General features: G+C 35.0%; 28 protein-coding genes. 22 read left to right on the top strand and 6 right to left on the bottom strand.

Annotated elements, in window-relative coordinates; genetic code table 11:
• Window positions 1-21 precede the first annotated feature (21 nt).
• The 22 genes from FXV78_RS04330 to FXV78_RS04230 all read left to right on the top strand — a co-directional run bounded on the left by FXV78_RS04330 (window position 22) and on the right by FXV78_RS04230 (window position 19,892).
• Entirely contained in the window at window positions 22-408 is a 387-nt protein-coding gene (locus tag FXV78_RS04330) for a helix-turn-helix domain-containing protein (RefSeq protein ID WP_004223811.1), read from the top strand.
• Window positions 380-1,096: a LytR/AlgR family response regulator transcription factor gene (locus FXV78_RS04325; RefSeq protein ID WP_004223809.1), complete on the top strand. Its 717-nt coding sequence runs from the start codon at window positions 380-382 to the stop codon at window positions 1,094-1,096. The genes FXV78_RS04330 and FXV78_RS04325 overlap by 29 nt, the downstream gene beginning before the upstream one ends.
• 1 nt (window position 1,097) lies before the next feature.
• Complete coding sequence (locus tag FXV78_RS04320) at window positions 1,098-2,438, top strand: sensor histidine kinase (RefSeq protein WP_233447354.1); 1,341 nt, start codon at window positions 1,098-1,100, stop codon at window positions 2,436-2,438.
• 138 nt (window positions 2,439-2,576) lie between these two features.
• Window positions 2,577-3,422, top strand: a complete 846-nt coding sequence (locus FXV78_RS04315; protein WP_227218293.1) for a zinc dependent phospholipase C family protein — start codon at window positions 2,577-2,579, stop codon at window positions 3,420-3,422.
• Window positions 3,423-3,568: 146 nt separating this feature from the next.
• Window positions 3,569-4,732 (top strand): radical SAM/SPASM domain-containing protein, encoded by a 1,164-nt coding sequence (locus tag FXV78_RS04310; protein WP_004223800.1) that lies wholly within the window; start codon window positions 3,569-3,571, stop codon window positions 4,730-4,732.
• Window positions 4,722-6,404, top strand: a complete 1,683-nt coding sequence (locus tag FXV78_RS04305; RefSeq protein ID WP_004223797.1) for an ABC transporter ATP-binding protein — start codon at window positions 4,722-4,724, stop codon at window positions 6,402-6,404. The genes FXV78_RS04310 and FXV78_RS04305 overlap by 11 nt, the downstream gene beginning before the upstream one ends.
• A complete protein-coding gene (locus tag FXV78_RS04300) occupies window positions 6,401-7,402 on the top strand; it encodes a S8 family serine peptidase (protein WP_004223795.1) in 1,002 nt (333 codons plus the stop codon). Before FXV78_RS04305 ends, FXV78_RS04300 begins: the two co-directional genes overlap by 4 nt.
• An 11-nt stretch (window positions 7,403-7,413) precedes the next feature.
• Window positions 7,414-8,520, top strand: a complete 1,107-nt coding sequence (locus FXV78_RS04295) for a radical SAM/SPASM domain-containing protein (RefSeq protein ID WP_081445610.1) — start codon at window positions 7,414-7,416, stop codon at window positions 8,518-8,520.
• Window positions 8,510-9,769 (top strand): radical SAM/SPASM domain-containing protein, encoded by a 1,260-nt coding sequence (locus FXV78_RS04290; protein ID WP_233447353.1) that lies wholly within the window; start codon window positions 8,510-8,512, stop codon window positions 9,767-9,769. Before FXV78_RS04295 ends, FXV78_RS04290 begins: the two co-directional genes overlap by 11 nt.
• Before the next feature lie 113 nt (window positions 9,770-9,882).
• Window positions 9,883-10,008, top strand: coding sequence for a hypothetical protein (locus FXV78_RS18435; RefSeq protein ID WP_004223787.1), 126 nt, complete (start codon window positions 9,883-9,885; stop codon window positions 10,006-10,008).
• A gap of 108 nt (window positions 10,009-10,116) precedes the next feature.
• On the top strand, window positions 10,117-11,424 hold the full coding sequence (locus tag FXV78_RS04285; RefSeq protein ID WP_004223784.1) for a Cys-every-fifth radical SAM/SPASM peptide maturase CefB: 1,308 nt from the start codon (window positions 10,117-10,119) through the stop codon (window positions 11,422-11,424).
• 17 nt (window positions 11,425-11,441) lie between these two features.
• Entirely contained in the window at window positions 11,442-11,699 is a 258-nt protein-coding gene (locus tag FXV78_RS04280) for a hypothetical protein (protein ID WP_004223781.1), read from the top strand.
• A gap of 22 nt (window positions 11,700-11,721) precedes the next feature.
• Window positions 11,722-13,368: an ABC transporter ATP-binding protein gene (locus tag FXV78_RS04275; protein ID WP_004223778.1), complete on the top strand. Its 1,647-nt coding sequence runs from the start codon at window positions 11,722-11,724 to the stop codon at window positions 13,366-13,368.
• 116 nt (window positions 13,369-13,484) lie between these two features.
• Window positions 13,485-13,745 (top strand): Cys-every-fifth RiPP peptide CefA, encoded by a 261-nt coding sequence (locus FXV78_RS04270; protein WP_004223774.1) that lies wholly within the window; start codon window positions 13,485-13,487, stop codon window positions 13,743-13,745.
• 761 nt (window positions 13,746-14,506) lie between these two features.
• On the top strand, window positions 14,507-14,845 hold the full coding sequence (locus tag FXV78_RS04265; protein WP_227218296.1) for a helix-turn-helix domain-containing protein: 339 nt from the start codon (window positions 14,507-14,509) through the stop codon (window positions 14,843-14,845).
• A 215-nt stretch (window positions 14,846-15,060) separates the two neighbouring features.
• Window positions 15,061-16,251, top strand: a complete 1,191-nt coding sequence (gene metK, locus FXV78_RS04260; RefSeq protein WP_004842184.1) for a methionine adenosyltransferase — start codon at window positions 15,061-15,063, stop codon at window positions 16,249-16,251.
• A gap of 19 nt (window positions 16,252-16,270) precedes the next feature.
• Window positions 16,271-17,290, top strand: a complete 1,020-nt coding sequence (locus tag FXV78_RS04255) for an alpha/beta fold hydrolase (protein WP_004842186.1) — start codon at window positions 16,271-16,273, stop codon at window positions 17,288-17,290.
• Window positions 17,291-17,345: 55 nt separating this feature from the next.
• Window positions 17,346-17,747: a winged helix-turn-helix domain-containing protein gene (locus FXV78_RS04250; RefSeq protein ID WP_004842187.1), complete on the top strand. Its 402-nt coding sequence runs from the start codon at window positions 17,346-17,348 to the stop codon at window positions 17,745-17,747.
• Between the two features lie 222 nt (window positions 17,748-17,969).
• On the top strand, window positions 17,970-18,626 hold the full coding sequence (locus FXV78_RS04245) for a recombinase family protein (protein ID WP_004842188.1): 657 nt from the start codon (window positions 17,970-17,972) through the stop codon (window positions 18,624-18,626).
• A gap of 48 nt (window positions 18,627-18,674) precedes the next feature.
• Entirely contained in the window at window positions 18,675-18,896 is a 222-nt protein-coding gene (locus FXV78_RS04240) for a DUF5348 domain-containing protein (RefSeq protein WP_004842190.1), read from the top strand.
• A gap of 17 nt (window positions 18,897-18,913) precedes the next feature.
• On the top strand, window positions 18,914-19,207 hold the full coding sequence (locus FXV78_RS04235; RefSeq protein ID WP_004842192.1) for a hypothetical protein: 294 nt from the start codon (window positions 18,914-18,916) through the stop codon (window positions 19,205-19,207).
• Complete coding sequence (locus FXV78_RS04230; protein WP_004842193.1) at window positions 19,197-19,892, top strand: hypothetical protein; 696 nt, start codon at window positions 19,197-19,199, stop codon at window positions 19,890-19,892. The genes FXV78_RS04235 and FXV78_RS04230 overlap by 11 nt, the downstream gene beginning before the upstream one ends.
• Before the next feature lie 414 nt (window positions 19,893-20,306).
• Here the strand turns inward: FXV78_RS04230 and FXV78_RS04225 are convergent, their stop codons facing one another.
• The 6 genes from FXV78_RS04225 to FXV78_RS04200 all read right to left on the bottom strand — a co-directional run bounded on the left by FXV78_RS04225 (window position 20,307) and on the right by FXV78_RS04200 (window position 24,555).
• Window positions 20,307-21,038, bottom strand: coding sequence for a YkgJ family cysteine cluster protein (locus tag FXV78_RS04225; RefSeq protein ID WP_039959572.1), 732 nt, complete (start codon window positions 21,036-21,038; stop codon window positions 20,307-20,309).
• A gap of 63 nt (window positions 21,039-21,101) precedes the next feature.
• The gene (locus FXV78_RS04220) at window positions 21,102-22,460 is read right to left on the bottom strand and encodes an ATP-binding protein (protein WP_004842198.1); all 1,359 of its coding nucleotides are present in this window, start codon (window positions 22,458-22,460) and stop codon (window positions 21,102-21,104) included.
• An 86-nt stretch (window positions 22,461-22,546) separates the two neighbouring features.
• Window positions 22,547-23,008, bottom strand: a complete 462-nt coding sequence (locus tag FXV78_RS04215) for an NADAR family protein (RefSeq protein ID WP_004223769.1) — start codon at window positions 23,006-23,008, stop codon at window positions 22,547-22,549.
• A gap of 76 nt (window positions 23,009-23,084) precedes the next feature.
• Window positions 23,085-23,330 (bottom strand): hypothetical protein, encoded by a 246-nt coding sequence (locus tag FXV78_RS04210; RefSeq protein WP_004223767.1) that lies wholly within the window; start codon window positions 23,328-23,330, stop codon window positions 23,085-23,087.
• 3 nt (window positions 23,331-23,333) lie between these two features.
• Window positions 23,334-24,020 carry a DUF3990 domain-containing protein gene (locus tag FXV78_RS04205; RefSeq protein WP_015526830.1) on the bottom strand — a complete coding sequence of 229 codons (687 nt, stop codon included), beginning with the start codon at window positions 24,018-24,020 and terminating at the stop codon, window positions 23,334-23,336.
• Between the two features lie 118 nt (window positions 24,021-24,138).
• Complete coding sequence (locus FXV78_RS04200; RefSeq protein WP_004223763.1) at window positions 24,139-24,555, bottom strand: hypothetical protein; 417 nt, start codon at window positions 24,553-24,555, stop codon at window positions 24,139-24,141.
• Window positions 24,556-24,564 lie beyond the last annotated feature (9 nt).

Below are 24,564 nucleotides of genomic sequence, written 5' to 3'. Positions count from 1 at the left end.
ATATGTTGGTATTTGATTAAAATGATAGTAAAAGTGGTGATGAAAATGAACATAATTAGGAAGAAACGTAAGGAATTAGGAATTTCTCAAAGCGAATTAAGCGAAAAATTGGGAACCAGTCAGCAAACAATCAGTAGGATTGAGAAGGCGGGGATTGAAAACATACCTTGTAATCTTTTGATAAAATTGGCAGATATATTCCATGTTCCTATTGACATTCTTATTTATGAAGAACAGAATAATTTGTTTAGTTCACAGGGAGAAGAATTGTGGGAAATATATAAGCAACTCGATGAGGCAAATAAGACCACTTTGCTAACGCTTGGCAGAAGATTAAGTGAAGCACAAGTAGAAAATATGTTTAAAAGACAAATGGGTGATGAAAGTGATAAAAATAGCGATATGTGATGACGAAAAATGTTTTATAGATACAATAGAAAAAATGTTAAAAGTTTATGAAAAGAAAAATGAGCAGGATTTTATAATAAAAAAATATACTAAGCCATTGCAGTTAATGGAATCTTTAAAAGAAGAATTCCAGATTTTCTTTTTAGATATAGAAATGCCAGCTATGGATGGTATGGAATTAGTGGATATTATAAGAAAGCATGATGAAAAGTCAATTGTTCTTTTTGTGTCTTCGCATAATGAATTCCTGGGAGCTGGTTATAAGTATGACGTGCAAAATTTTATTACGAAGCCGATTACACAAGTCCAAATAAATTGTGAAATGAACCGGGCACTACGAAAACTGAATACATATGAACAGAGATATATTGCAGTAAAAAATGAAAAAGGTTATTTTAAACTATTTCTTTCAGATATCGAATATATTGAAACAATAAATCGGAAAGTACTGTTTCATTTAAGAAGTGGAAAGAAAGAAGCAGGATATTTTAAGATGAAAGATTTGGAAGAACGATTAGAACAGTTCTTCTTTGTTCGTTGCCATAACGGAATTATTGTCAATGTAGATTGCATAGAATCATTACATGATCTCACTGTAACACTTTATTCTGGAAACAAAATATATATTACACGTTCCAGAAAACAGAACCTTATGAAGAAAATGGCGGAACGGGGAGGAGCTGTTTAAGGTGCACGGACAAGTTATATTAAAAAACATATTTTCTGTACTCAATATTTTATTAATATTATATCTCATGCTCGGTGAAAGAAAAAGTAGAAGGTATAATGCTGTAAGGAGTAAGTATTCGTTAATTTTTTGCGTTGTGAGTTTAGTGCTTTTTAGAATGATGGCGAATGGAGCAGAACTACATATTGTATATAATTATGTAAGCATTATCATTATAGTTATGATTATAGGACATTTTCTATTCCAGTATAGTATAAAATATTGTTTATTACTTGGGAGCGTTTTCTTATCAGTTATACTTTTAGGTCAACTGATTAGTTGCATTTTTTTCTATAGATATAGCAGTGATGGAATATTAGCAGATCTGTCTGAAAAATATCAAATCCATATGATTTTGATTGCTGAAATAGTAATTATTATTGGGAATTTAGTAATAAAAAAGATTGTAAATAAAATCCCATTATTACTTTCTGGACTGAACGTTGTTACAATTATTATTCCGTTGTTTATCAATATAGTAGTAATGGCAATATGTGCGGATCAGTTATATAACGACAAAAGGATGATTGTTGACAATGTATGGTCAATAATAACTATTATAGCTGTGTGTATTGTGGTGTTTATGGGGACTGTTTGTAATATTGTTGTTCTTGAAAATTATTTGAATGTTAAAAAGATTGAGAATGAAAAGAACTTGCAGATTAGCGAGATGAGCTTACAATACGATTATTATATGAAACAATCCAATGATATGGAAAACATTAGAAAGATTTCTCATGATATTAAAAATCATTTGGAGGCATTAAGAGGGAATGTGGATTATCAACAGAAGCAAGAATACATAGATGGAATTGAAAGTAAGTTGGACATTTATCAAAGCTATTATAAAACAGGTAATGCATTTCTTAATAACCTATTACATGCAAAAAGACTGGAAGCTCTTGAAAAAAAGATTGAGTTTAAAGTATTTGCAGACTTTACACCATTTAAGCGAGTTAAAAATGAAGATCTATGTGTGATTGTCTCAAATACAATCGACAATGCACTACGAGAATGCCAACTCATGAAAGCGGATAATCCGAAAATAGAATGTTTAGTACAGCTAAAGGCTAGAAAAATAAAAGGATTTCTATCTATTATATGTGAAAACAGTTTGAGAGAAAGCCAGGCAGAAGCTTTACGTGGAAATTTGGTAATGGAAACATCAAAGGAAGATAAAAAAAATCATGGATTTGGAGTGAAGAATATTAAGCGTGTTGTGAGAGAATATGGGGGAGAGGTATCATTTAATGTGGTGGATGATATGTTTTCAGTATCGATTCTTATTCCTATCGAAGTATAGAATAATAAGTGGTATTTACGAAAGTAAGTATCACTTTTTTATATCCAAATACGGTAAAAAAAACGCAATTTAGTCAAATATTGTTTTCTTTTTTACATTAAGATGTAAGATAAAGAAAAAAGAAGAGGAGGCATGGGTATGCGAAAAAAAATGAAACTATTTATTGCCATGGTATCAGTGGGGGCTTTATTGGGAACGATGCCAGTTATGGCAGCGGAACAGCCAGAACTTCCAACAAAAGTGCAGGATATTGCGAATGGTTCTGATGAACTTTACGGGGAAGGAGTTCCGATTGAGCATGGTACAAATCCAGATGAAAGATTTTCGTCTGGTGGTGTAGATCATACACATCAGTATATTGTTGCAAACACACTTAAAATTCTGAGCAATGATAAGGGAAATAGTGCATTCAATGGTGAGCTTAACTCATCTATTCTTATGGAGGCAACCGACTGGCCGGATAAACTTGGAAATGAAACAGATGCAGGAACTTTTGCAGGACACTTTTATGATCCTGATACTGGAAAAAACTGGCTTGGTCAAAAATCTCCGACAGCTAGGACAAGAGCAGAGTCATATTTTCAGGCAGCAGTCAATGCGTATCGTGCAGGGGATGTACAATTGGCTATGTCAAACTTAGGAAAAGGCACCCATTATGTATCGGACTTAAACGAACCGCATCATGCATCGAACTTGACAGCAGTAAACAGCAATCATTCCGCTTTTGAAAAATATGTTGATAAAAACCGTAAATCTTACACAATAGCAGGAAATTCGTTTGGTTCCTCCGTATATACAACTGCATTAAATACATCAACAGGAGATTTGATGTATTCAGCAGCAAAATATGCGAAAGGGCTTGCGGCGGAGGCTCAAAAGGAAAGTTCCTATGATAGTGCAGGTAGAAAATCTGTACAGCATGCTATACAGACAGTAACACAATATATGTATAAATTTGGTAAGGAAGTTGGAATTTATAAATAATGTTAAAAAGATCTTGGTATTGAGAAATCAAATGCCAGGATCTTTTTAGAGTAAGCACTGAAATATATAAAATAAGCAAATTATATGGATAAATGCGAAAAGTTGGTTACAATTATTTTTAAAATACAAGCAAAGGAGAAATATTAATGTTTAGTTTTACGCTTTATATAACGACAGATTGTAACTTAAAATGCCAATATTGCTATGAGGACTATCATAACCACTATCAGTTGAATGAAAAAACACTTGTGGATTCTTTGGAGTTTATTATGAATTATGGGGATAGAGGGAAAGTTTTGATTGATTTTTTAGGCGGTGAGCCTTTGCTGAAGAAAAACTTAATTTACCAAGCAGTATCCTATATCAAAAATAATTATCCGGAAAGGGAAGTAAAGTATTATATTACTACCAATTGTTCCCTAATGGATGATCAGTTCATTGCATTTATGAAAGAATATCATTTTACAGTACGCCTCAGCTTTGATGGGAATAAAGAAACCCATGATTTAAACAGAATTGCAAAAGATGGAGTTTCTTGCTATGGCAAAATTTTTGAGAATATCATGAAGGTAAAGGATAGTGGATTGAATTTTTCTGTAAGAATGACAGTCACAGAAAATACCATTCCGTTTATGTTCGAAAATATCCGTTACTTGCATGAGCATAATCTGGATAACATCTGTATGATTATGGATGTATATTTAAAAATATCTGATGAGCTGAAGGTAAAATTTGAAAAGCAGGTGGGACAAATTTTGCAGTACTATTTGAATGAGGCTGCAGCGGGCAGAGTTTTTACCATTGATCAATTTGATGGAAAAATGTTTAATATGCTGTGTGATTTTGGGAACTGCTTTGGCATGTGCGATGCTGGAATTGGAAACTTTAAGGTATTTCCGAATGGTCAGATATACCCATGCGGATTTCTTACAAGTAATGAAAAATATTGTATAGGAAATATCAAGGAAGGTATCGACATAAGAAGGGCAAAATTAATAGCAATATCTAATTTTGATAAAAACGATCCGAAATGTAAGGGATGCACAATCCGAGATTTTTGTCATGGTATGAAATGTGGGTATATGAATTTTGTCAATACAGGGAAGATTAATGTACCATCGGATGCAGAGTGCATCTTTGAACATATCTTTTATAAGGCAATGGTACAAATTCTTGAATATTATTTACAGCAGCCGATTGAAATAGTTAGAGAAAAATTAGGCATGTATATAGACTATATCCAGGAGGAAAATTTAAAATTCAGTGAGTTTGGTGAGAAGATTGCCCAGAGGTTAAGCAATGAAAAGTAAAAAAAAACGCCCATATCTTGGATTTTTAAAAGAGTATGCTTTTAAGAAAAAGCTACTACCTTATTACATTTTAACGATAGCGATAATTGTGTTAACAGCTGGGGTTTCTTTGGTGCGTCCAGAGCTGCAGGGAAAAGTGATAGATGATTTGGGAAATCCGCATGGTACCAGTTTATCTGCATTTATGCTTCTTCTGGCGGTGTTCCTGGGAATGTTACTTCTAAACTACCTTATGAATTATGTACAGCGTTATGTTGTGGCTGTCATATCGGAAGAGATAGCAGCAGATATGCGACAAAAGGTAGAAGATAAATTATCAACAGTAAGCGTAAATTTTTTTGAGAAGATAAAGCTAAGTGACATTTTGCTAAAAGTGGATAAAGATGTTTCAGCAGTGAAACAATGTGGAATCACAAGCATTATTACACTGATTTCTAACATTGTTATCCTGGTAGTGGTTCCTCCGTATATGTTTTCTATCCATAAGGGAATTGCCGTATCTAATATTATCTTACTTGTCAGCGTTCCTTTTATCAGCAGAATACTAGGAAAATTGATACAGGAAACCAGTAGTCAAGTTCTGGAAGGATACAATAGTATCACCAGTGTGCTGACAAATACCTATGATAATTGGTTTATTACAAGACTCTTTCAATGTGGGCAATATGTGCATGATAGGTACTTTGAGAAAAACCAGAAATATAAAAAAGAGACGAATCGCCAGAATTTATTGTACATATTGAATACATCTACGATACTTGTAATTCAGTTTATTGGAACAGTCATAATTTGGGTAGTAGGTGCACAAGAAGTATTTAAAGGGAATATGACCATAGGTACCATTATGGCATTGATGAATTACCAGACAATTATTATGAATCCTATTATTGGAATTGCACAATTTGCTAACGAGTACCATACAGCCGTAGTTTCCTTAAAGGATATCAATGGTCTGCTTCAGTATCCGGATCAGAAACAAGGAGACAGAAAGAAAATAACAACAGTTAACAACATTTCCTTAGAAGCGATGAGTTTTTCTTATCCAGAGTCAAATAAGAAGGTATTTGACCGCCTCAATTTGAATTTTGAAAAAGGCACTCTTTACGGTGTTCATGGGAAAAGTGGACAGGGTAAAAGCACTTTGTTCAAAATTATAACAGGTGTGTATCAGCCGACAGAGGGAAAAGTAGTTGTAAATAACACAGATTTACAGGAATTAGATATTAACAGCTATTGGGAAAATACAGGATATGTTATGCAGCGTACACAGTTCTTCAATGATACAGTAAGACGGAACATGGGATTACTACATACTGTTTCGGAGGAAGAAATGGATATGGTGGCAAAGTGCTTGGATTTGTATGATGAAATGCATACTTTAGAAATGGTATGGGATACCGAGATAAAGATAGATCCATGCAATTTCTCAGAGGGACAAATGCGACGTTTGGATATTATGAGGAATATTTTGAAAAATTCACAAATTCTGATTTTTGACGAAGCGACAGCAAATATTGATGAAAAGCGAAGAGGGCGTTTTTATCAATTATTGCATGAATTATCAAGGGAGAAAATTATTATTTTTTCTACGCATAATCTGGAAGAATTGCGAGAAGCGGATATTATCGTGGATTTGGAAAAGATGCATATAAGGCAGGTGAGTGAAAAGTGAGGATAGGTGTGTTGGATTCCAATGGATCTTTTGATAATCCTTTTTTTCTGGATAAGAAAATTGTAAAAATAGACTGCAAGTGGAATGGTCAGGAATACAGTAAAGATACCTTTGGATTTACCCATGCGGAATATGTCTGTTCTTTTATTTTAAAGGAAAACCCGGAAGCGGAAATTGTTCTGGTACCCATTGTGAGGAAGAACAAAAAGAGTACGGTTCTGGATATGATAGAAGGTATTGAATTACTGATAGAGGAACAGGTAGATATAATTAATATGAGTATGGGAGATGAGTACAAGTATCACAAAGAAATCGAGGAAGTGTGTAGGGCAGCTATAGAAAAGGGGATTTTGATTGTGGCTGCATATTCCAATCAGAAAGCAGAAGCAACCTATCCAGCTTCATTCCCCTTTGTAATGGGAGTAAGATGCCTGGATATGGAAAAACCGGTACAAGTGCTTCAATATGATGAAAAGAAAAATGATGTAATTTTTTCTTGTGGGCTTTTCTTTTTATATCACTTAGGAATACCGGTTCTACATCCAGGAAATAGCCTTGCCTGTGCTGTGGTAACAGGCTATTTGAGTAACTATGAGAAACAGTATCAACAGGCAATTTTACAGTTTACTCTCAACACTTTGAATCACTATTATCCATATCAAACATTGAAGCAGAAACAATGTTATTTTCTAACGAACCGTATAGAAGAACCTTTAGAGCAGCGTTTCATACGGGAAGTTACGAGAACAGAGAGATGTGATACTTTTGAAAGTGGAATGGAAAAATTGAGAAATAAAAAAACAGCAGAGCAGTATCCGGTGCTATTTATTGATCACAACAATTATCAGGAAATATGTGAGTATAAAGAGAGAATCAGGATATATGCCATGGAACATCCGAAGACAGAAATTGTTTTGCGATATCCCTTATTTAATATGGTGGAAAGATTGGATTTCCAGAAGAAAACAAATAGAAATTTGAACCAATTTACAGTTTAGGAGGCAGGAAAATGTATACATTGTCATTAGAGATTATAAATAAGTGCAATTTGAATTGTACTTACTGCTACCTGGGCGAGAAGAAAAATACATACATGAGTTTAGAAACGGCTCAAAAGGTAATCGATATTGCTGTGCATGAAGCAAATAAGCAGCATGATCGGACACTTATGGTTTACTTTATTGGAGGGGAACCTCTTATGGCATTTAATCTGATAAAAGATGCTGTAGATTATACGAAGAAAAAATGCCAGGAAACAAACTTAATATGCAAGTTCAGTACTACGATAAATGGAACGTTAGTTACAGATGAGATAATTGATTTTTTTGTGGAAAATACATTTGAGGTGAAGGTGAGTTTAGATGGTCCTGAGTATGTTCAGAATTTGAACAGGAGAGACTATGCAGGAAATGGAAGTTTTGAAAAAATCATGAAGAATCTTCCGTTATTGAGAAAATATGAGCAGGAAACAGGAAATCAGATTTCGGTAGCCAGTGTTGTGACAAGTAATAACTATCAATATTATGCAGAAAGTTTCCAGTTTTTGATTGATTTAGGAATTAAAAAATTAGAATCAGGAATTGATTATTATTGCTCCTGGAGTGATGAGCAGATACAGGGATTACGAGAGCAGATAGAGAAAGTATTTGGCTTATATAAAGCATATATACAAAAAAATCAAGAAGTAATCTTCTGGAATCTCTGGGAACAATATCTGAAATCATTCCTGATTCCATGTCCATTTTATGCATGTAAGGCGGGTTTGACAACTTGCTATGTAACAACGGATGGTGGGATTTATACTTGTGCGGAACTTCCAGAATTTAAAATCGGTTCTGTAGAAGTCGGGTTGGATGTTCCGAGGATTCGAGAGATTATTTACCTAGAGGATCAAGAGGATACAATGTGTAAAGAATGTCAATATATTAGACATTGTAAAACAAGAGGCTGTCAGGTGGCAAATTATGAAATTCACCAAAATGTATATCAACCTATAAAAGTGAATTGTGAAGTGACGAAGTGGATGTATCATCTGATTCAAACAAACTTAACTGAAAAACAGCTTGAAAAGCTGAAACAAGAATATGAAAGGAGATATTTACGTCATGGAAAGTAAGATGAATGAGTTTATTAAGATAACTGAGGGAGAAAAAGTGGCTTTAATTGATCCGGTAGGAAAAGTCTGCCTGGGGGTAAGTAAAAGATTTGCAGACAATTTAGATAAACCAGAGTTTCAGGAAAAGTTATTCCCTGTATGGAAGCAGCAAACTGAATTTATAAAGGAAATAGAAAATAATCATGAGAAAATCAATACGGTATATTTGATGGTAACCAGGAAATGTAATATGAATTGTGATTTTTGTGCGATCAGTGCAAACGACAAGCTTCGTCCAGAAAAAGAATTTAAGCTGGAGGATATACAGAATAAGGTGATTCCGTTCTTTCAGAAAAATAAACCACATAAAATGATTCTTACAGGTGGAGAGCCACTGATTAAAGATCAAATTGTGGAAATTGCAAAAGCATTAAGAAATGGTTTGACTTGCCCCATAACACTGCAGAGCAATGGTCTTGCAATCACCAGAGAATTAACAGAACAACTCAAAGGATATATAGACGAAATTGATTTCAGTACCATGCACATGTTTGGAACGCCTGAAAAGGAGCAGCAGCTAATTAATCATATCGAGATGTGTCAGCAAGCTGGAATAAAGGTGGTTCTTAGCTTTATTTATGAGAAAACTAATGAAGTGGATTTGTATCGATTGATTGATATAGCTGTTAAATATGACATTAATGTTCTTTTTAATATTGTTTCATCCGTGGGTAGGGCGAAAGAAAACTCTAAAATTTTATCAGATATGGAACATCTTGATATGAACCTGAAGATAGCAAAATATATATTGAAACAGGGATACGAGAATAAAAAAATAGGAGAAGCCTTTTACCAAAGGATTCAGGTAAGAAATTCTTGTGGGGGTTATGGAAAAGTTATGGCAATTTTCCCGGAAGGCGATATTTATATGTGTCAGTGTATGGAAAAGAATCAGGTTCGAATGGGCAATATACTTACAGATAGTTCTGAAAAGATTTTGAAAACTCAAGACTGTTTGCTGAAGGAAGATGAAATAAAGCAGTTATTTTGTGTGGACTATAAAGAAATATGTAAGGAATGCGATTATCGTTATATATGTGGTGGGAAATGTATGGCTTCGGAAGGAGAATATGACCGTAAATGTATTTTTGCAAAAGCAATGTTTAAATATGTGCTATTTTATTACAAACAGCAGGATAAAAATAGAGAAAAACTTGAAAATTATGTTCAATATCTTGAAAAAATAAAGAAATGTATGGGAGAAAGATAGTGAATCCATGTAGGAAGAAAAAAATGCAAAATAGACATAAGTTGTAGTCGTTAAATTAGAAAAGGGATATATTTAAAATTGTTTTACATACGGAAAATTAAGGAGGTAATAGTATGAATGAAAAGTTGGAACTGACAGAGGAAGAAGTTAATGTGTACAGTGATGATTGCGGAAAAATACAGGTAGATTGTTTAAATGATTGTATTGATGGAAGTGCATGGCTAAGTATCGAATCTTAATAGAGATTTACGATGACATGATGATTAAGGAGATACGGTTTAGGTAACAAGTAACTTTAAAGTTAAAAAATACTATAATTTTATGTAGGCAACAAGGAGGAAGTGTACATGAAATTTTCTAAATTTAATCTGATAATCAAAGAAGGGAATAAAAGAGTTTTATTTAATACGCTTTCAGGAGAGTGTTTTAAAATATCTACAGGTGTTGAAGAAATAATTGATAATAATCTACCAGATCAACTTAATAAAGAATTATATGATGATTTTTTGAAAAAAGGAATTATTGTGGATGATCAGGTTGAAGAAAATAGATATTTTAGCTACATTCAAAACCAAACAAGATTCAATAATAGTGTATTATCGGCAACAGTACTGCTAACTTGGGCATGTAATTTAGCTTGTATATATTGCTATGAGGGGGCAGGATGTAGAACAACAAGAATGAATAAAGCAACCGCAGATAGATTTATAGGGTTTATGATAAACCAAGCAAAAGCAAGAAATTCAAAAAGTATGTATATTAATCTGTTTGGAGGAGAGCCATTACTTAATATAGAATGTGGATTTTATATTTTAGATGCATTAAAGAAATTCTGTGCAGAAAAAAATATAGAGTTTGCATCAGGGATAATAACGAATGGAACTTTATTAACAGCAGAGATAGTAAGCCAATTAATAAATTATAATTGTCAGCAGATACAAATAACTCTTGATGGTATGCCTGATACGCATAATGCAAGAAGAAAATATAAGGATGGAAAAGGTTCATTTGAACAGATTATTTCGGCTTTAGAATTGCTAAACAATAAATGTGCCGATATACATACGGTTATAAGAATCAATGTGGATAAGAATAATTTGGATGAAGTGAGTACACTTTTGGAATATCTTGGAATTAATGGAAAAGGTCTAACAAATTGCAATGTTGACTTTGGAATCGTTAGAGGTTCTACGCAAGCATGTTCTGCATATTCAGGGAATTGTTTAAGTGAAAGTATTGTAGGAGAGGTATTGAGTAAATTATGGAGTAAGGCTGAAATGGAAGGGTTTACTTTATATACAAAACCATTTCATAGATGGATTTATTGTGGATTATATGCTGATAGTCAGTTTACTGTCACTCCCAATGGTGAATTATATAAATGTTGGGAACATGCAGGGGATGAGCAACATTTGATGGGGAATATTAATGAGAACGGTAATATTGATAACATAAAATATTCATTTTATGATTGGATGTCTCATAACCCATTAGAGAATGAAGAATGTAAAGAATGTGTATATTTACCAGCTTGTGGTGGTGGATGTGGGGTGGTTAGTTATAACGAAACTAATAGTTACCACTCGAAAGGGTGCTTTAAAGTAAAAGGCGTACTTGAAAAGCAGGTGTTACGGTATTTTAAGGGGAAAATATAAAACTGGGGGTAATATATATGGAAGCTTGCACTAAAGGAACAGTAATTTCAACTAATAGATTATGGTGGTTGAAAATTAATAAAAAACCTATTCGAACACATTTATTAGATGGAGCTAATTTTCCAACGGTTATTACTGTGCAATATAGTGTTTCTGGTGTTAATTATAAAAAAAGAAAATTTATTGGAGTAGGTACTAGTTGCCCAAAAGAGGGGGAAGAACTATCAGTATTCTATCTTATGGATAATCCTAAAAAAGCAAGAATAAAATTGTGATTAGTAATCTGAGGGAGAAGTTATGGCAAGCATTTTTAAAATGTGTGGAAAGTATCTGATAAAAAATAAGTATAGCGTGATTTGTTATGGGGTGCTGTGTCTTACAAGTAGTATGTTTTCTATGATTTCTCCCTATATAAGCGGCAATTTTATTGATTATCTGATAGTAGCGGATAATATCAGTAAAATTTATAGATATTGCTTTGCCTTTTTCGGGCTTTTTGTTTTTAATCAGTTGATAGGGTATATTGTTAATAGAGTGTATATAAAGATGCAAACTCAAATGGGCTATGACTTGAACAGTGATGTGATACGCCACATACAACATTTGCCAGTTTCATTTTTAAAAAAGCAGAATATGGCTTATTTAAACCAAAGAGTCAACAATGATTCTAATCAGGTTATTACATTTTGCATCAATATTGTACAAGGGATATTAATAAATAGTTTAAAACTTTTACTGTCCATTTTTGTATTGGTTCAATTTAGTTGCAATATTACATTGCTATTTATAGCCATAATATGTGCTTATGCATTATCGTATAAGATATTAAAGAAAATCCTTTTTAAAGCACAATTTATTTTGACAGAAGCACAAGCAAATTATTTTTCAAAATTATTCGAGCAATTTGATAATATTCTCTTTGTAAAAATGCAGGCTATATATGAAGCTTTTTTAAGTCGGTTAAAGAAAGAGTTTCAAAATATTTTGAAAGTAAGTCTTCAATATCAAAAGATTTCGTATCTATTTTCAAGTTTAGATTCTTTGATAATGTCTTTAGCTCAAATAGGAATTTTTATAATGGGTGGGGCATTAGTTATTAGGGGTAAACTTAGTGTAGGTCAATTAACAATTATGCTGAGTTACTTTGGTATAATGATGGAAGCTTCGAGATATTTTTTTTCATTAACAAAGACAATACAGGACAATAAAGTGGCATATACAAGATTAAAGCAGATATTAGATTTAGAAAGTGATGAAAACGCTGGGGTAGAGTTAAAGGATATTAGCCAAATAAGATTAAAGAATATAATGTTCTGTTATGATAAGAAATGTATATTCCGTGATATTAGTTTAGAATTTAAAAAAGGGAAAATATATTCCATCATCGGAAAAAATGGAATAGGGAAAAGCACTTTGGTAGATTTGATTATAGGGTTCTATAATAGAGAATATGCAGGTGAGATATGTTATGATGCTTTATCTTTAGATCAAATTGATATTTATAAAACAAGAAAAATGTGTTTTGGAATATGTGAACAGGAACCGGTGTTATTAGCGGATACGGTAAGATATAATGTATCAATGGATAGTGAAGACAGCATAGATTTAAAGCGATTGTTTTATATAGCAAAAAAGATAAATTTGTATTCATTCATAGAAAGTCTGCCAAAGAAATTAGAGACCATTATTGGAGAAAAAAATTCAAATTTGTCTGGAGGAGAAAAACAAAAACTTTCTATATTAAGGGTATTATATAAAAATCCACCGGTAATTATTTTAGATGAGCCGACATCTGCATTAGATGAAGAGAGCATAAGATGTTTACAAGTCTACTTAAATCAAATAAAAAGAGATAAAATAATTATTTTAATATCGCATAATTCAGATTTTATATCTATATCAGACGAAATCGTAGATTTGGATAAATTAGATATGGACGTATAGTATAAGTTATGAAAGTTAAAACGGTATATTAAAGGTTGGCATATGTTATTACATATTGTGACTAATATATTATTTACATAACGAAGAGCATACTTATTCAAGAAAGGAGAAATGCTATGGGTAGCGAATACATAGGAAATGGATATGGTCAGTCTAGAGCTGGCGGATGTGTTGGAGGCGTTGGATGTTTAGCTGATGTAGGGTGTGGTGGAAATGCCTGCGGAGCAGCAGTATGTGGAGCTAATGTTTGTGGAGTAGATGGTTGCGGAGCAGCAGCATGTGGAATTAATGCTTGCCCACTTAATGGATGCGTGGGCGATGCATGTGCAGCAAACCTTACTCCGTTGCCAGGACCGTTTTCAAATAATGATAACTAATAAATAGAAAATAATGATATATTAGTAAAAAAGTATGCGATTCGTACTGAGCCTTGAAAGGGTGCAATTCTACAGCAACCTTTCAAGGCTTAATTTTTTTATCACTGCAAAAAGATTTTAGAAACCTCGATGTTGAAATGAGAGCACGCAGGAAAAACTACAACATTATTTAGAAGAGTCAAAAATCCTATACTGTAATTGAATAATCTAGTATCGAAGTTCATACTGTCCAGTGATCAGGAAAACGATTGGCATTATGCAGGATACAAGAATTTTCAACAATATAGAGTCAGCTTACGCTTCGCAAAGCGGCTTTGGGTTTGACATTTGTTCGATTTCTTCTGAATTGTAATTAAGCCAATCAATGGCGGGTTCCACTGCGGAATACCGGTTTACATATTACCAGAATCATGATTTAAAGCAAGAATATTCAGTAATGATATAGTTTTGAATGTTCTAGTAATAATCTATTTCCACTGAAAAATGAATATTTCGCTTGTTCATAGTGCTTCTGTATTTCTACGTTTGGGATTGAATACGAATGCCAGAACCAAAGATGGATATTGGATTTTTGTATTTTAAGTTTTATAAAATACGGAATTTTATGGAAGAACACAGGGAAAAGAATATTCAAAAATCTGTTAACGATTACTGAATTATAGTAATACCATAGTATACCACTATATATAGTAGTAAAACAACTAATAAGAGTAAAACGAGGCGTATTAAAGTGTAAAATGGATGCATGGAGGTGTATACTTGTGAATCGAATTGCTGAATTAAGGAAAAAATTAGGTTTGACACAGACAAGGCTTGGTGAAGAAATAGGAGTTAGTCAGCAGACAATTAGTAAATATGAAAATGGAGATGAGAATATTCCGGGAGATATGCTACTTGCATTATCTAAATTTTTTAGAGTTCCAATTGATTATATATTGAGAAAAGAGGAAGAACAACAGCAGCGGGAGCAAAATGATAGAAAAGAAATTATGGAATTGTATAGGGATATGGATCAATATAACAGAGACACCTGGATTATTATTGGGAAAAGATTATTGGGCGGTCAATTACATAAGTATAATGAGAACCATATTGTTTAAACGTATAGGGGTATTAATTTGATGAATAGCAGTGAATTGAAGGTTGATTTAAAGAAGCAGTGTACTTATGGCACTGCTTTTTTACTTTTTATTATAAATTGGAAGTGCCAATCAGGCAAAGAAAATGTCAATATAGACAAAAAGTATAGTAATCATGGCAAAGATATTTTATGTTATTGATAAATATGAAATATTGATACAAAGGAGAATTCACTATGGAGAAAAGATTATTTACCTCGGAATCGGTAACAGAAGGGCATCCGGACAAAATGTGTGATGCCATATCAGATGCCATATTAGATGCTCTTATGGAGAAGGATCCGATGAGCAGAGTAGCCTGTGAGACTGCGATTACAACGGGTATGGTATTGGTGATGGGAGAAATCACGACCAATGCATATATAGATATGCAGCAGGTGGTCAGAGAAACAATCAAAGAAATTGGTTATGACAATGGAGATTATGGATTTGATGCACATACCTGTGCCGTCTTAACGGCAATTGATGAGCAGTCAGCAGATATTGCTTTGGGCGTGAATAAGGCATTGGAAGCAAAAGAACACAAAATGTCAGAAGAAGAGCTTGATGCAATTGGTGCTGGGGATCAGGGTATGATGTTTGGTTACGCATGTGACGAAACGAATGAATTTATGCCATATCCAATTTCACTGGCACACAAATTGACTCGGCAGCTTACCAAAATTCGCAAAGATGGTGTATTGCCATATTTAAGACCGGACGGTAAGAGTCAGGTTACTATAGAATATGACGAAGCAGGTATTCCGCACCGGCTTGATGCAGTGGTTCTGTCAACACAGCATGATCCAGATGTGACACAGGAGCAGATCCATGATGATATAAAAAAATATGTATTGGAACCGATTATTCCAACAGAACTGGTAGATGAGAATACAAAATTTTTCATCAATCCAACAGGGCGTTTTGTCATCGGTGGTCCTCACGGAGATAGTGGTGTAACAGGACGCAAGATTATTGTAGATACATACGGTGGTATGGCACGGCATGGCGGCGGAGCTTTTTCTGGAAAAGACTGTACGAAAGTAGATCGTTCTGCATCTTATGCTGCTCGTTATGTTGCGAAGAATATTGTGGCCGCAGGTCTGGCAAAAAAATGTGAAATTCAGTTGTCTTACGCAATTGGGGTAGCACATCCGACCTCTATTATGGTAGACACTTTTGGAACCGGAAAAATTTCAGATGAGAGTCTGGTAGAGATCATAAGAAGAGAATTCGATCTGCGACCAGCAGGAATCATTCAGATGTTGGATCTTCGCCGTCCAATTTATAAACAGACGGCAGCCTATGGACATTTTGGGAGAGATGATATTAACCTTCCATGGGAAAGATTAGATAGGGTAGAAGAACTGAAAAAATATTTGGAATAATTTACTTAGGGGGAAGCGTATGAGAAGATACAAAAAGAGAATCTCAAGAATTGTGGCGGTTGCGATGCTGTTTGTATTTCTGATAGGAAATTCTAATATGGTACATGCTATGGAAAAGACACAAGTTGGGTATGCGAGTAAATATATCACAGTGAAAGGTAATAATATGCATCTTGCTTTGTATGGAAAATTGGATGCAAATGGTGAAAAATATGCAGATGAAGGAAAAACCACATTGGTGATGATGCCGGCACTGGGAGTTCCATCACCGCATATCTACTTCAAACCTCTGGCACAATCTTTAGATGAGAGTTTTAACATAGTGATTGTAGAGCCGTTTGGATATGGACTTAGTGATGGTGCATCGACTAACCGAACTGTAGATAATATCAATAGTGAATTGAATGCTGCACTGGACACCATGGGAATTAAGCAGTGTGTATTGCTGGTACATTCGATTTCTGGAGTATATGGACTCAACTTTGTACAGAATTATCCGGAAAAAGTAAAAGGTTTCATTGCTGTTGATAATACAGTATATGATGAAGAACTGGCAGAGGCTATGGAAATGGAAAAGAAATATATGCTGCAGGGAATTGATGAATTTCAGAAAATCAAGAATTCCTTTTCTTCTTTGGAAGAATTCCAGACGGCACTGAAAACAGATCCAGAGAAATATGGGGCAGCATTACCACAGGTTTCCGGGTACACTTATACGGAGAGTGATGGGGAGGAATACATTCAGGCATATTCTTTAAGCAGCAACGATACGATTAGAAATGAAGTGAACGGGATGGATCAGTCATTACTCTCTATAAAAAATAAAAAATTCCCATCGGCACTTCCTGTATTAACTATGATTTCTTCAGAGAATGTACAAAATGTTCCGGCATGGGAGACTGCTCATAGAAATCAATTGGATTTAGAATCTGGTAATCACCAGTTATATATTGTAAATGGAGGACATTATATCTGGTATACCAATTTGAACCAGGTTGTGCAGCTTATTAATGAATGGAGAATGGAGAATCATTTTTAAAAGGAATTTGTGTCATGAGATTTCCAAATAAGAGAAAACAGAAGGGAAGTGTAGCTTGGGGAAAGTAACTATTTCAACTGTATTGGGATACAAAGAATTTGTGGCGGAAAATATAAAAAGCATTCTGGGAGAGGATGAAGAAAATTCCGATTTTAGGATTTATCCGGATTATCATAAGATTTATAGAGGGCAGACGGAGATCGTCTTAACGAAAGCAGAATATGAATTGTTTATGCTTTTGTCAGGGAGACCAGGTGTGATATTTACTAAAGAAAAAATTTTTGAGATTCTTTATAACGAGGAGCTACCGGAAAGCATTGATAATATTGTGTACTGTCTGGTATCCAGTATGAGAAAGAAAATTGAACCGGAGCTAAAGCGATGCCGCTATATTAAAACAGTGAGAGGTGTAGGATATAAGTTTGAAGGAAAAAAGATGGACATCTTTCCAGAATAGTTGATCTGAAGACAGAGGAAATTTTTTAAAACCTCTGTCTTTTTTTGTTGCTTTTTTATGCCATCTTGCGTACAGAAGTAGTGAAAGTCACCTCCCAAAAAGTATGCTTTTTGATGGGAGATGTAATAGGCTATTTTTTTATTTCCCAAAAGTATATAAGAAGGTTTTGAGATATGCCAAAATATTTTAAGACTTTTTGGGAATGTATTAAGGGGGATACGTATGGCATATTATGGGTATCACAGAATCAGTACTAAGGAACAACACTTGGACCGAGGTATTATAGAAATAAAGAGGTTCTGTGAAAATCAGAAAATTAAACTGGAAAGTATTTTTACAGATAAGATAACCGGTAAAAATTTTGACAGACCACGTTATACCGTTCTTGTGGAAGATGTTTTACGGGTAGGGGATACCCTGATTATTACAGAGCTGGACAGACTTGGCAGGAACAAGCAGGAGATTTTAAAGCAGCTACGTTTTTTAGAAGAAAAAGGGGTTCGGGTAATGGTATTGGAACTTCCTACCACGTTGTTTGACCTGTCTCAGATGGAAAATAATCTGGCAAAGATGATGATAGAAACAATCAATAATATGATGATTGAACTCTATGCATCCATGGCACAGGCAGAGATGGAGAAAAAGGAGAAGCGACAAAAGGAAGGTATGGAGGCAAAAAGGCTTCGGGGTGAATGGGATGAAGTAGGAAGACCACGGGCTATAGAACAGGAAAAGTTTAACCAGGAATTTATGAGGGTGGTACAAAAGAAGGTAACACCAACACAACTGCAGCGGGAGTTGGGGTTAACTTCTTCTACCTATTATCGGTATCGGAAAAACTTTTATGAAAATTTTCCGGAATTTCTTCAATCTGTATAGGTATGAGGTAATTACTAAGTAAAAGAAAAATTTAAGGAGGCAGATGTTATGAGTGAACACAGAGAAGGAACATTGTTTTATGATACTGAAACAGGGAGGTATGATATACGTTTTGATTTGGAATCTTTTTATGGAGGACTACATTGCGGAGAATGTTTCGATGTAAAGGTGAAAGATGTTTGGGTTCCGGTCCGAATTGAAATGGGAGATGACTGGTATCTGGTTGGACTGAACGTGTCGAGATTAGATGGACTGAGAGTACGTATGTAAATAGGAGGATAAGCCTGATGAGGGGAAGCGCAATGAGAGAAAGTGTTACGGATGTTCGCATTATACTGGAATGCTTACAGGAAGCATATCAAATGGAAGGAGATATGGTACGGTCCGGGAAAAATATTCATGCGACTATGATATATCCATTTGTCCGTATGCTGCAAGAAAAGTGTAGGGATTTAACAGAGGAACAGATACATAAGACACTTTGGAAAGAATATGAGATTTCAGGGGCAGACAGGATGTTTGTGGAGAGGGCTTCAAAGATTTTAGAGCCATACGAAGGAGAATCTGAAGATGAGAAATAGTACAATGGAATATAAAGTAAATCAAGCCTATGAAGAACTAAAGCGTTTAATACAGTGGAATCCGGATAGTGAAGAAAAATTTTTACAGAAAATGGTATGTTTATTGTTACCTGGACAAAGAAAATGTTGGCCAGAGGCTATCCGTGATTTGAGGCAATCTTTTGAAGCTGAGCAGGGGATGATATTTGTTGAAAAATACAGAGGAAAACTGGAATGGCTGAATAGCATATCTTTGGCAGAACTACAAAGAAAGATAGGAGAAATTTATTTTGTTGATCATTACAAGATGATAGCAGATCAATTCCTATATAAAAAGGATTTTGAAACTTCCTTATTTTTGAGAATTGCAATGGAAACAGGGATAAGAAGTGCAGATATTCCATGTATAGAATGGTCCTGTATGCATGGAAAAACTATTATTTTGGAAGAAACCAAAAGAGGAGATTTGTACAAAAAACTTAATGGAACGTTCCCTAAGATTTCGGCTCAGTCGTTGCGGATTATGAAATTATTATATAGGAAGCAAGGAAAAATATTTACAAAATCAAAAGAGTACTATGTTCGCAAACTTTCATGTGCATGGGGAATTCTTGGGTTTCATATCCATAGCTTTCGGAATTATAGGAGAAAGATAGAGAGGGGAATTTCAGCAGGAGTACAAGTTCCAAGGATAATCCCATTATAAAGAACGTGTTAGATAAGAAAAATTTATAGGATGTTATTGGAGCTGATTATGTAGATGGTAAATAAAGGTAGCATTTCGGCAGTAAATTGCGATTATTGCCGAAACGCTACGATAAGGTGGTGAAAAATATGGGGTGAATAAATTGTTGGATGAAGGAAGAATTGCTCATGTAGGAAGAAACGCATACTGTAGCTTTCAGTAGTATTGCATTTCGTGGAAAGGCAGGTGTGAAGGAATATCCGCTTTATGTAAAAGCGATTTGTGATCTATGGGGGCACATTTATGCAGAAAATCACAGCACGGTAATTGCTGCTGTGAGAGTCGTAAGGGTCATGGTTGCCAGAATGTAAAGGGCGTTATATGGACATAAAAAGAGCCGTCCAAAACTGGGCGGCTCGAAGTATTTGTAGTTGTTTATGCTTTCTTAGGCATAGGGATGTCAACATTTCTTAGTGTTTCAATTAAGGATAGGATTGCATCTGAGTTTTTCTGAAATTGTGTTTGAAAATTTTCTGTAATATCATAGTTCAGATACAGAGTTATCAAAATAGCATTCCATATTGAAATCATGGTCTTTTCCGATAGGTGCTCCTCCAGAAAGCGTAAATGCTTGCGGAGTGTTGCCTGTGTTTTAGTCCAGGTAAAGAAATAGTCATCTTTTAATGGAATGTTGAAATCATGAAACCATTCTCGAACTGTATGCATTTCTGATCCGTCTCCGCATTCCGGATTATTAAAGATGTATCCAACGGACATTTTTTCCGGATTTTCCGGAAAATCATCATCAGCAGAAAGGGGGAGATAACGGCCAATCGGAAACATGGCACAGACTGTCGGCTTTACATCGTGTACCAAACATTTCTGGTTTTTTAATAGCGGGCAGCGTTTGACACTTCCTTGTGGTTTTAGGCGTACTACGGGGGAACGGGAGTTACATCCAATGTAAGTCTCACAATATTGTTCCAAGGCATTCTCTGGTGTAATCTGAAATTTTTTTGCTATGTTAAACAAATCTTTCGGGGACAAGAGAATATCCTCCCGGTGGATGCAGCACTTTCCGCATTGGGTACAGTGGAATGTAAATGTATCATCGGGACCGAGTTCTGTGTATCCTAATTGTTCTTTTAGTTCTTTTATTGAATTCATAATCATTCTCCTTCTAAATAAAAAAGAGACCACTTGAAAAGCAGTCTCTTCGTAAACATAAATTTAATTAAATTTGTATTGCTCCAGTAAATAAATAGGCAATGTTTCTGTTTTACCGTCTATACCACCTTTGGTTGCTCCCTTTAAATAAAGAAGCTTATCTGCTTTTCCTTGAGCCAGAGCTTTCTGGGCAGTAGAAGCAGTACCTTTTCCAGCTTTCACTTCTATCAAATATCGGGTGGAAGAAGATAGGCTTTGTGCCACAAAGTCAATTTCTCCGCCACGGTAGGTAGCAAAAGCAGGGGTTTCAAAGGAAATTTCCTGTGGAAAATCCTGGCGTTTCTTCAGATTGATATAGACATAATTTTCATTTAATGTGCCTGCAAGTACACGGGAATCGGTACCGGTACGTGTCAGATAATAGTTTGCCAGTCCCATATCCATGAAGTAGCAGCGGCTTGCGGACTTAAAATCCAGAATATCCATTTCTGTTATTTTGGCACAGAATCCGATGATTCCGGAAAAGTACAGCCAGCTAATGGCACGGTTGCAGGTAGCCTTTGAAATATTGCTGGAGTAGTCTTTGGTTACCAGTTTTTGCAATTCTTCGCTGATGCTGTCTTCTGAAAATCCTTTCTTTTCACGGTTTAAAATACGGCAGATGGAAAAGAAAATATGGGTAAACACTTTGGTATCCAAAATATCCGTAAAATAGCGAATGGATTCATTGGTAAAGGTATCAATGATTTTTACAAGTTCGCCTTGTGCTTTTACGATGCTTTGGTTCTCCAAATAGTTTTCTACTACTTTGGGATAGCCACCAATTTGGCAGTACAGCTCATAGGTTTCTTTTAAGTGATCATAGACCTCGGCTTTAGATGAATGGAGAGGTATTTTTTTATAATCGTCATATAGGCTTTGGTCATAGGCCATCAAAAATTCTTCAAAAGAAAGTGTGTAGATAGTAAGCTTTGTGACATCACCGCTGGAATAACGGAATTCTGGATCATAAATCCGTCCAAGGTAGCTTCCTGTGATGATGAAATGGGCTTTAAAGTGACGTGTAAACTCCCGGATACGGTTATAAATTTCGGAAGACTCCTGGATTTCGTCAATAATGATGACGGTATCTTCAGAATCAATAAAGTCCGGTTCATATAACTGGAAGGCATCGTGGAGAGGATGCTCCCGCCGTTTTGTTCCAGGTGTCCAGTCGGTTGCCTGTTTATAACATTCCATAAACTGTTTGCCGCTTAATTCAAACAGGTTAATATAAATTTTGTGTTTGTAGTTTTCGTCAGCGAATTTCTGTATCAGGTAGGTTTTTCCAACCTGACGGGCTCCACCGACTTCCAGGGTACTATGACCTCCTTCATTTTTCCAATCCAGAAGACGGTCATAGACAAAACGCTTCAGATACATAAGCACAAATCCTTTCTTTAAAATCTATCTTTCATTATAGCAAAATATTTGCAGTTCATACAGTGCAAAATTGGATAAATTATGTTTTAACATTCAAATTGAAGCTTTGCACGTATATCCATAAGAATTTTGCCCAGATGATTTTCGCCATGACCATTTACAGAACCCCAAAAATAATCTCCCCAGTTGTTTCCTTCAACAAGGTGACAATTCCCAGTAGCAAGTAATGCTTTACATAGGGTAGGATTCTGCATGAATTTGCACATACAAATTTCATACATGTACATAAGCTTTACACTTTCCCAGTCTGAACGGAGCTGCACTTCTCTTCCCAGTTTTTTTGCATCTTTTGGATTCCTTAATTTGGTAAATTGAAGCTGTTCTTTAGGGGAAATGGTCTTTTGTGCCTGGAAAGCAGCCTCATTATTTGCATACCAGTAGCCCCGGTAATATATCCGGGAAGGATAGAAGTTACTAAGAAAAGCGTATGCTCCATGAAAGTGGTCAATTGTTTGCTGGTAATGATTCGAATAGGTATTAATATACATGTAATCCCTTCTTTCTTATACAAAAAAGGAACCGCTTATGGTAAGCAGTTCCTTCTTAAACATATTTTTTTGTTTGTTATTTGTTTATTTGTGCTTCTTCTTGTTCTTCGTAATAGCGGTCTGCAATATAGCCGGCAGATTCCGCCCAAAGAGTATTTTCTGTATTTTGTAGGGCCTTGTAAGTTTTTGAATGATAAAATTTGCCCATGGCATCCGGAAAGGAAAGATTACTCTTTTCCATAATAATATCGATAACATCCCGGATTTGAATATACAGATTCATTGAAATATCTTTTCCGTTAAAAAAATATTTACCTTCCATGTTTTACACATCCTTTCGAGATTCCAATACCAGATGTTCAAGAGCAAGTGGGGTGTGAAAGGAAACCTGATTATTAACCTTATTATACCGAAGCCTTGTAACCGCTTCATCCACGCTCAAGATACCGGACAAATAAAGTTGTACAGTTTCCATGGTATTATCATCCGCAACAGGCCCAATTACAACATCATAGTGATGCTGGATATCGCCGACAGTACGGTTGAGTTTGACAAACTCCAACCATTCCTTGTCCAAGGTGGCAAAATGTTTGATTTTTAGTTCCTCGGATTGCTGGAAGATATACCGATACACATATTTGCCGCCAGTATGAGTACGCAAGTACAGGCGGTTCGCCCATTCATTTGCCTGCTGTTCGAGAACTGTGCAATAAAATCCACGACCAAAATCACGACGGTTATGTGATTTGTTCAAATCGATTTTATCAAATGCAATATTGGAGCCATGGAAAAGAACAAGCGTGGGCGTATCTTCTTCTATAATATCTTCTACGTATTGAAAAGTATCATGAATATCTAATTGGTGCAACGTTTCGTGTTGTACCAGTATTTTTTCAAATACTTGATGTTTGTAGAAAATATTAAAGGCATCGTCTTCTGATATTTGGTGCTTTTTAGCATAATATTCCAGTGCTTCAATTGATAGCATCTCTATATCTGATTGAATACTCATATACGTTATCCCTCCATTTGCTTTCATTATATCAAAAAAGAAGGTGCTTTCCAACGGTAAAATAATTATAAATGTAAAGTTGCAAAAGATGTTTGAAATGGGGCGTCACCCCATTTCACTATCCCCAAACTTCGCCCATGATTTCCACAAGAAAATCATCTAATGGAAAATCGGGAGGAAGTAATTCACCAAACGTTTCTTGAATTTCTTGGATAACTTCCGTATAAGAAGAATACGCCTGTGAAAATAAGTGGGAAGAATTTTTAAGTTCAATGATATAAAATTCTTCTCCTGGATTTAAGTCCAGTTCTTCCTGATCTTTGATCCTCCATACCGTCATAGACTCAGCAGTGCCATAACGACAGCCATCAAGTTTCTCACAAAGATATTCCTGAAAGGCTAAGAGTGATTCTGGATCAGAGAACTCTTTGTATAAATCAGGAAAAACTTCCTCTGTATATCGAAGGATAAGATTAGCAGCCTCTTCTGTAATAAGAAATCCATAGATATGAAAAACGGATGTAATGATACTCATAGATTTCTC

The organism is Mediterraneibacter gnavus ATCC 29149, from assembly GCF_008121495.1.
GTDB classification, from domain to species: Bacteria; Bacillota; Clostridia; order Lachnospirales; family Lachnospiraceae; genus Mediterraneibacter; species Mediterraneibacter gnavus.
Note: the sequence above shows the minus strand (reverse complement) of the source record. Positions and strands in the feature narration are given on the sequence as shown.

Excerpts from the sequence above, each read along its gene's own strand:
- metK (WP_004842184.1), top strand. The coding sequence starts at position 15,061 with ATGGAGAAAAGATTATTTACCTCGGAATCGGTAACAGAAGGGCATCCG.
- FXV78_RS04330 (WP_004223811.1), top strand. The coding sequence starts at position 22 with ATGATAGTAAAAGTGGTGATGAAAATGAACATAATTAGGAAGAAACGT.
- FXV78_RS04290 (WP_233447353.1), top strand. The coding sequence starts at position 8,510 with ATGGAAAGTAAGATGAATGAGTTTATTAAGATAACTGAGGGAGAAAAA.
- FXV78_RS04225 (WP_039959572.1), bottom strand. The coding sequence starts at position 21,038 with ATGAATTCAATAAAAGAACTAAAAGAACAATTAGGATACACAGAACTC.
- FXV78_RS04215 (WP_004223769.1), bottom strand. The coding sequence starts at position 23,008 with ATGTATATTAATACCTATTCGAATCATTACCAGCAAACAATTGACCAC.
- FXV78_RS04220 (WP_004842198.1), bottom strand. The coding sequence starts at position 22,460 with ATGTATCTGAAGCGTTTTGTCTATGACCGTCTTCTGGATTGGAAAAAT.
- FXV78_RS04210 (WP_004223767.1), bottom strand. The coding sequence starts at position 23,330 with ATGGAAGGTAAATATTTTTTTAACGGAAAAGATATTTCAATGAATCTG.
- FXV78_RS04270 (WP_004223774.1), top strand. The coding sequence starts at position 13,485 with ATGGGTAGCGAATACATAGGAAATGGATATGGTCAGTCTAGAGCTGGC.
- FXV78_RS04240 (WP_004842190.1), top strand. The coding sequence starts at position 18,675 with ATGAGTGAACACAGAGAAGGAACATTGTTTTATGATACTGAAACAGGG.
- FXV78_RS04230 (WP_004842193.1), top strand. The coding sequence starts at position 19,197 with ATGAGAAATAGTACAATGGAATATAAAGTAAATCAAGCCTATGAAGAA.
- FXV78_RS04285 (WP_004223784.1), top strand. The coding sequence starts at position 10,117 with ATGAAATTTTCTAAATTTAATCTGATAATCAAAGAAGGGAATAAAAGA.
- FXV78_RS04255 (WP_004842186.1), top strand. The coding sequence starts at position 16,271 with ATGAGAAGATACAAAAAGAGAATCTCAAGAATTGTGGCGGTTGCGATG.
- FXV78_RS04310 (WP_004223800.1), top strand. The coding sequence starts at position 3,569 with ATGTTTAGTTTTACGCTTTATATAACGACAGATTGTAACTTAAAATGC.
- FXV78_RS04315 (WP_227218293.1), top strand. The coding sequence starts at position 2,577 with ATGCGAAAAAAAATGAAACTATTTATTGCCATGGTATCAGTGGGGGCT.
- FXV78_RS04245 (WP_004842188.1), top strand. The coding sequence starts at position 17,970 with ATGGCATATTATGGGTATCACAGAATCAGTACTAAGGAACAACACTTG.
- FXV78_RS04325 (WP_004223809.1), top strand. The coding sequence starts at position 380 with ATGAAAGTGATAAAAATAGCGATATGTGATGACGAAAAATGTTTTATA.
- FXV78_RS04235 (WP_004842192.1), top strand. The coding sequence starts at position 18,914 with ATGAGGGGAAGCGCAATGAGAGAAAGTGTTACGGATGTTCGCATTATA.
- FXV78_RS18435 (WP_004223787.1), top strand. The coding sequence starts at position 9,883 with ATGAATGAAAAGTTGGAACTGACAGAGGAAGAAGTTAATGTGTACAGT.
- FXV78_RS04205 (WP_015526830.1), bottom strand. The coding sequence starts at position 24,020 with ATGAGTATTCAATCAGATATAGAGATGCTATCAATTGAAGCACTGGAA.
- FXV78_RS04200 (WP_004223763.1), bottom strand. The coding sequence starts at position 24,555 with ATGAGTATCATTACATCCGTTTTTCATATCTATGGATTTCTTATTACA.
- FXV78_RS04280 (WP_004223781.1), top strand. The coding sequence starts at position 11,442 with ATGGAAGCTTGCACTAAAGGAACAGTAATTTCAACTAATAGATTATGG.
- FXV78_RS04305 (WP_004223797.1), top strand. The coding sequence starts at position 4,722 with ATGAAAAGTAAAAAAAAACGCCCATATCTTGGATTTTTAAAAGAGTAT.
- FXV78_RS04275 (WP_004223778.1), top strand. The coding sequence starts at position 11,722 with ATGGCAAGCATTTTTAAAATGTGTGGAAAGTATCTGATAAAAAATAAG.
- FXV78_RS04295 (WP_081445610.1), top strand. The coding sequence starts at position 7,414 with ATGTATACATTGTCATTAGAGATTATAAATAAGTGCAATTTGAATTGT.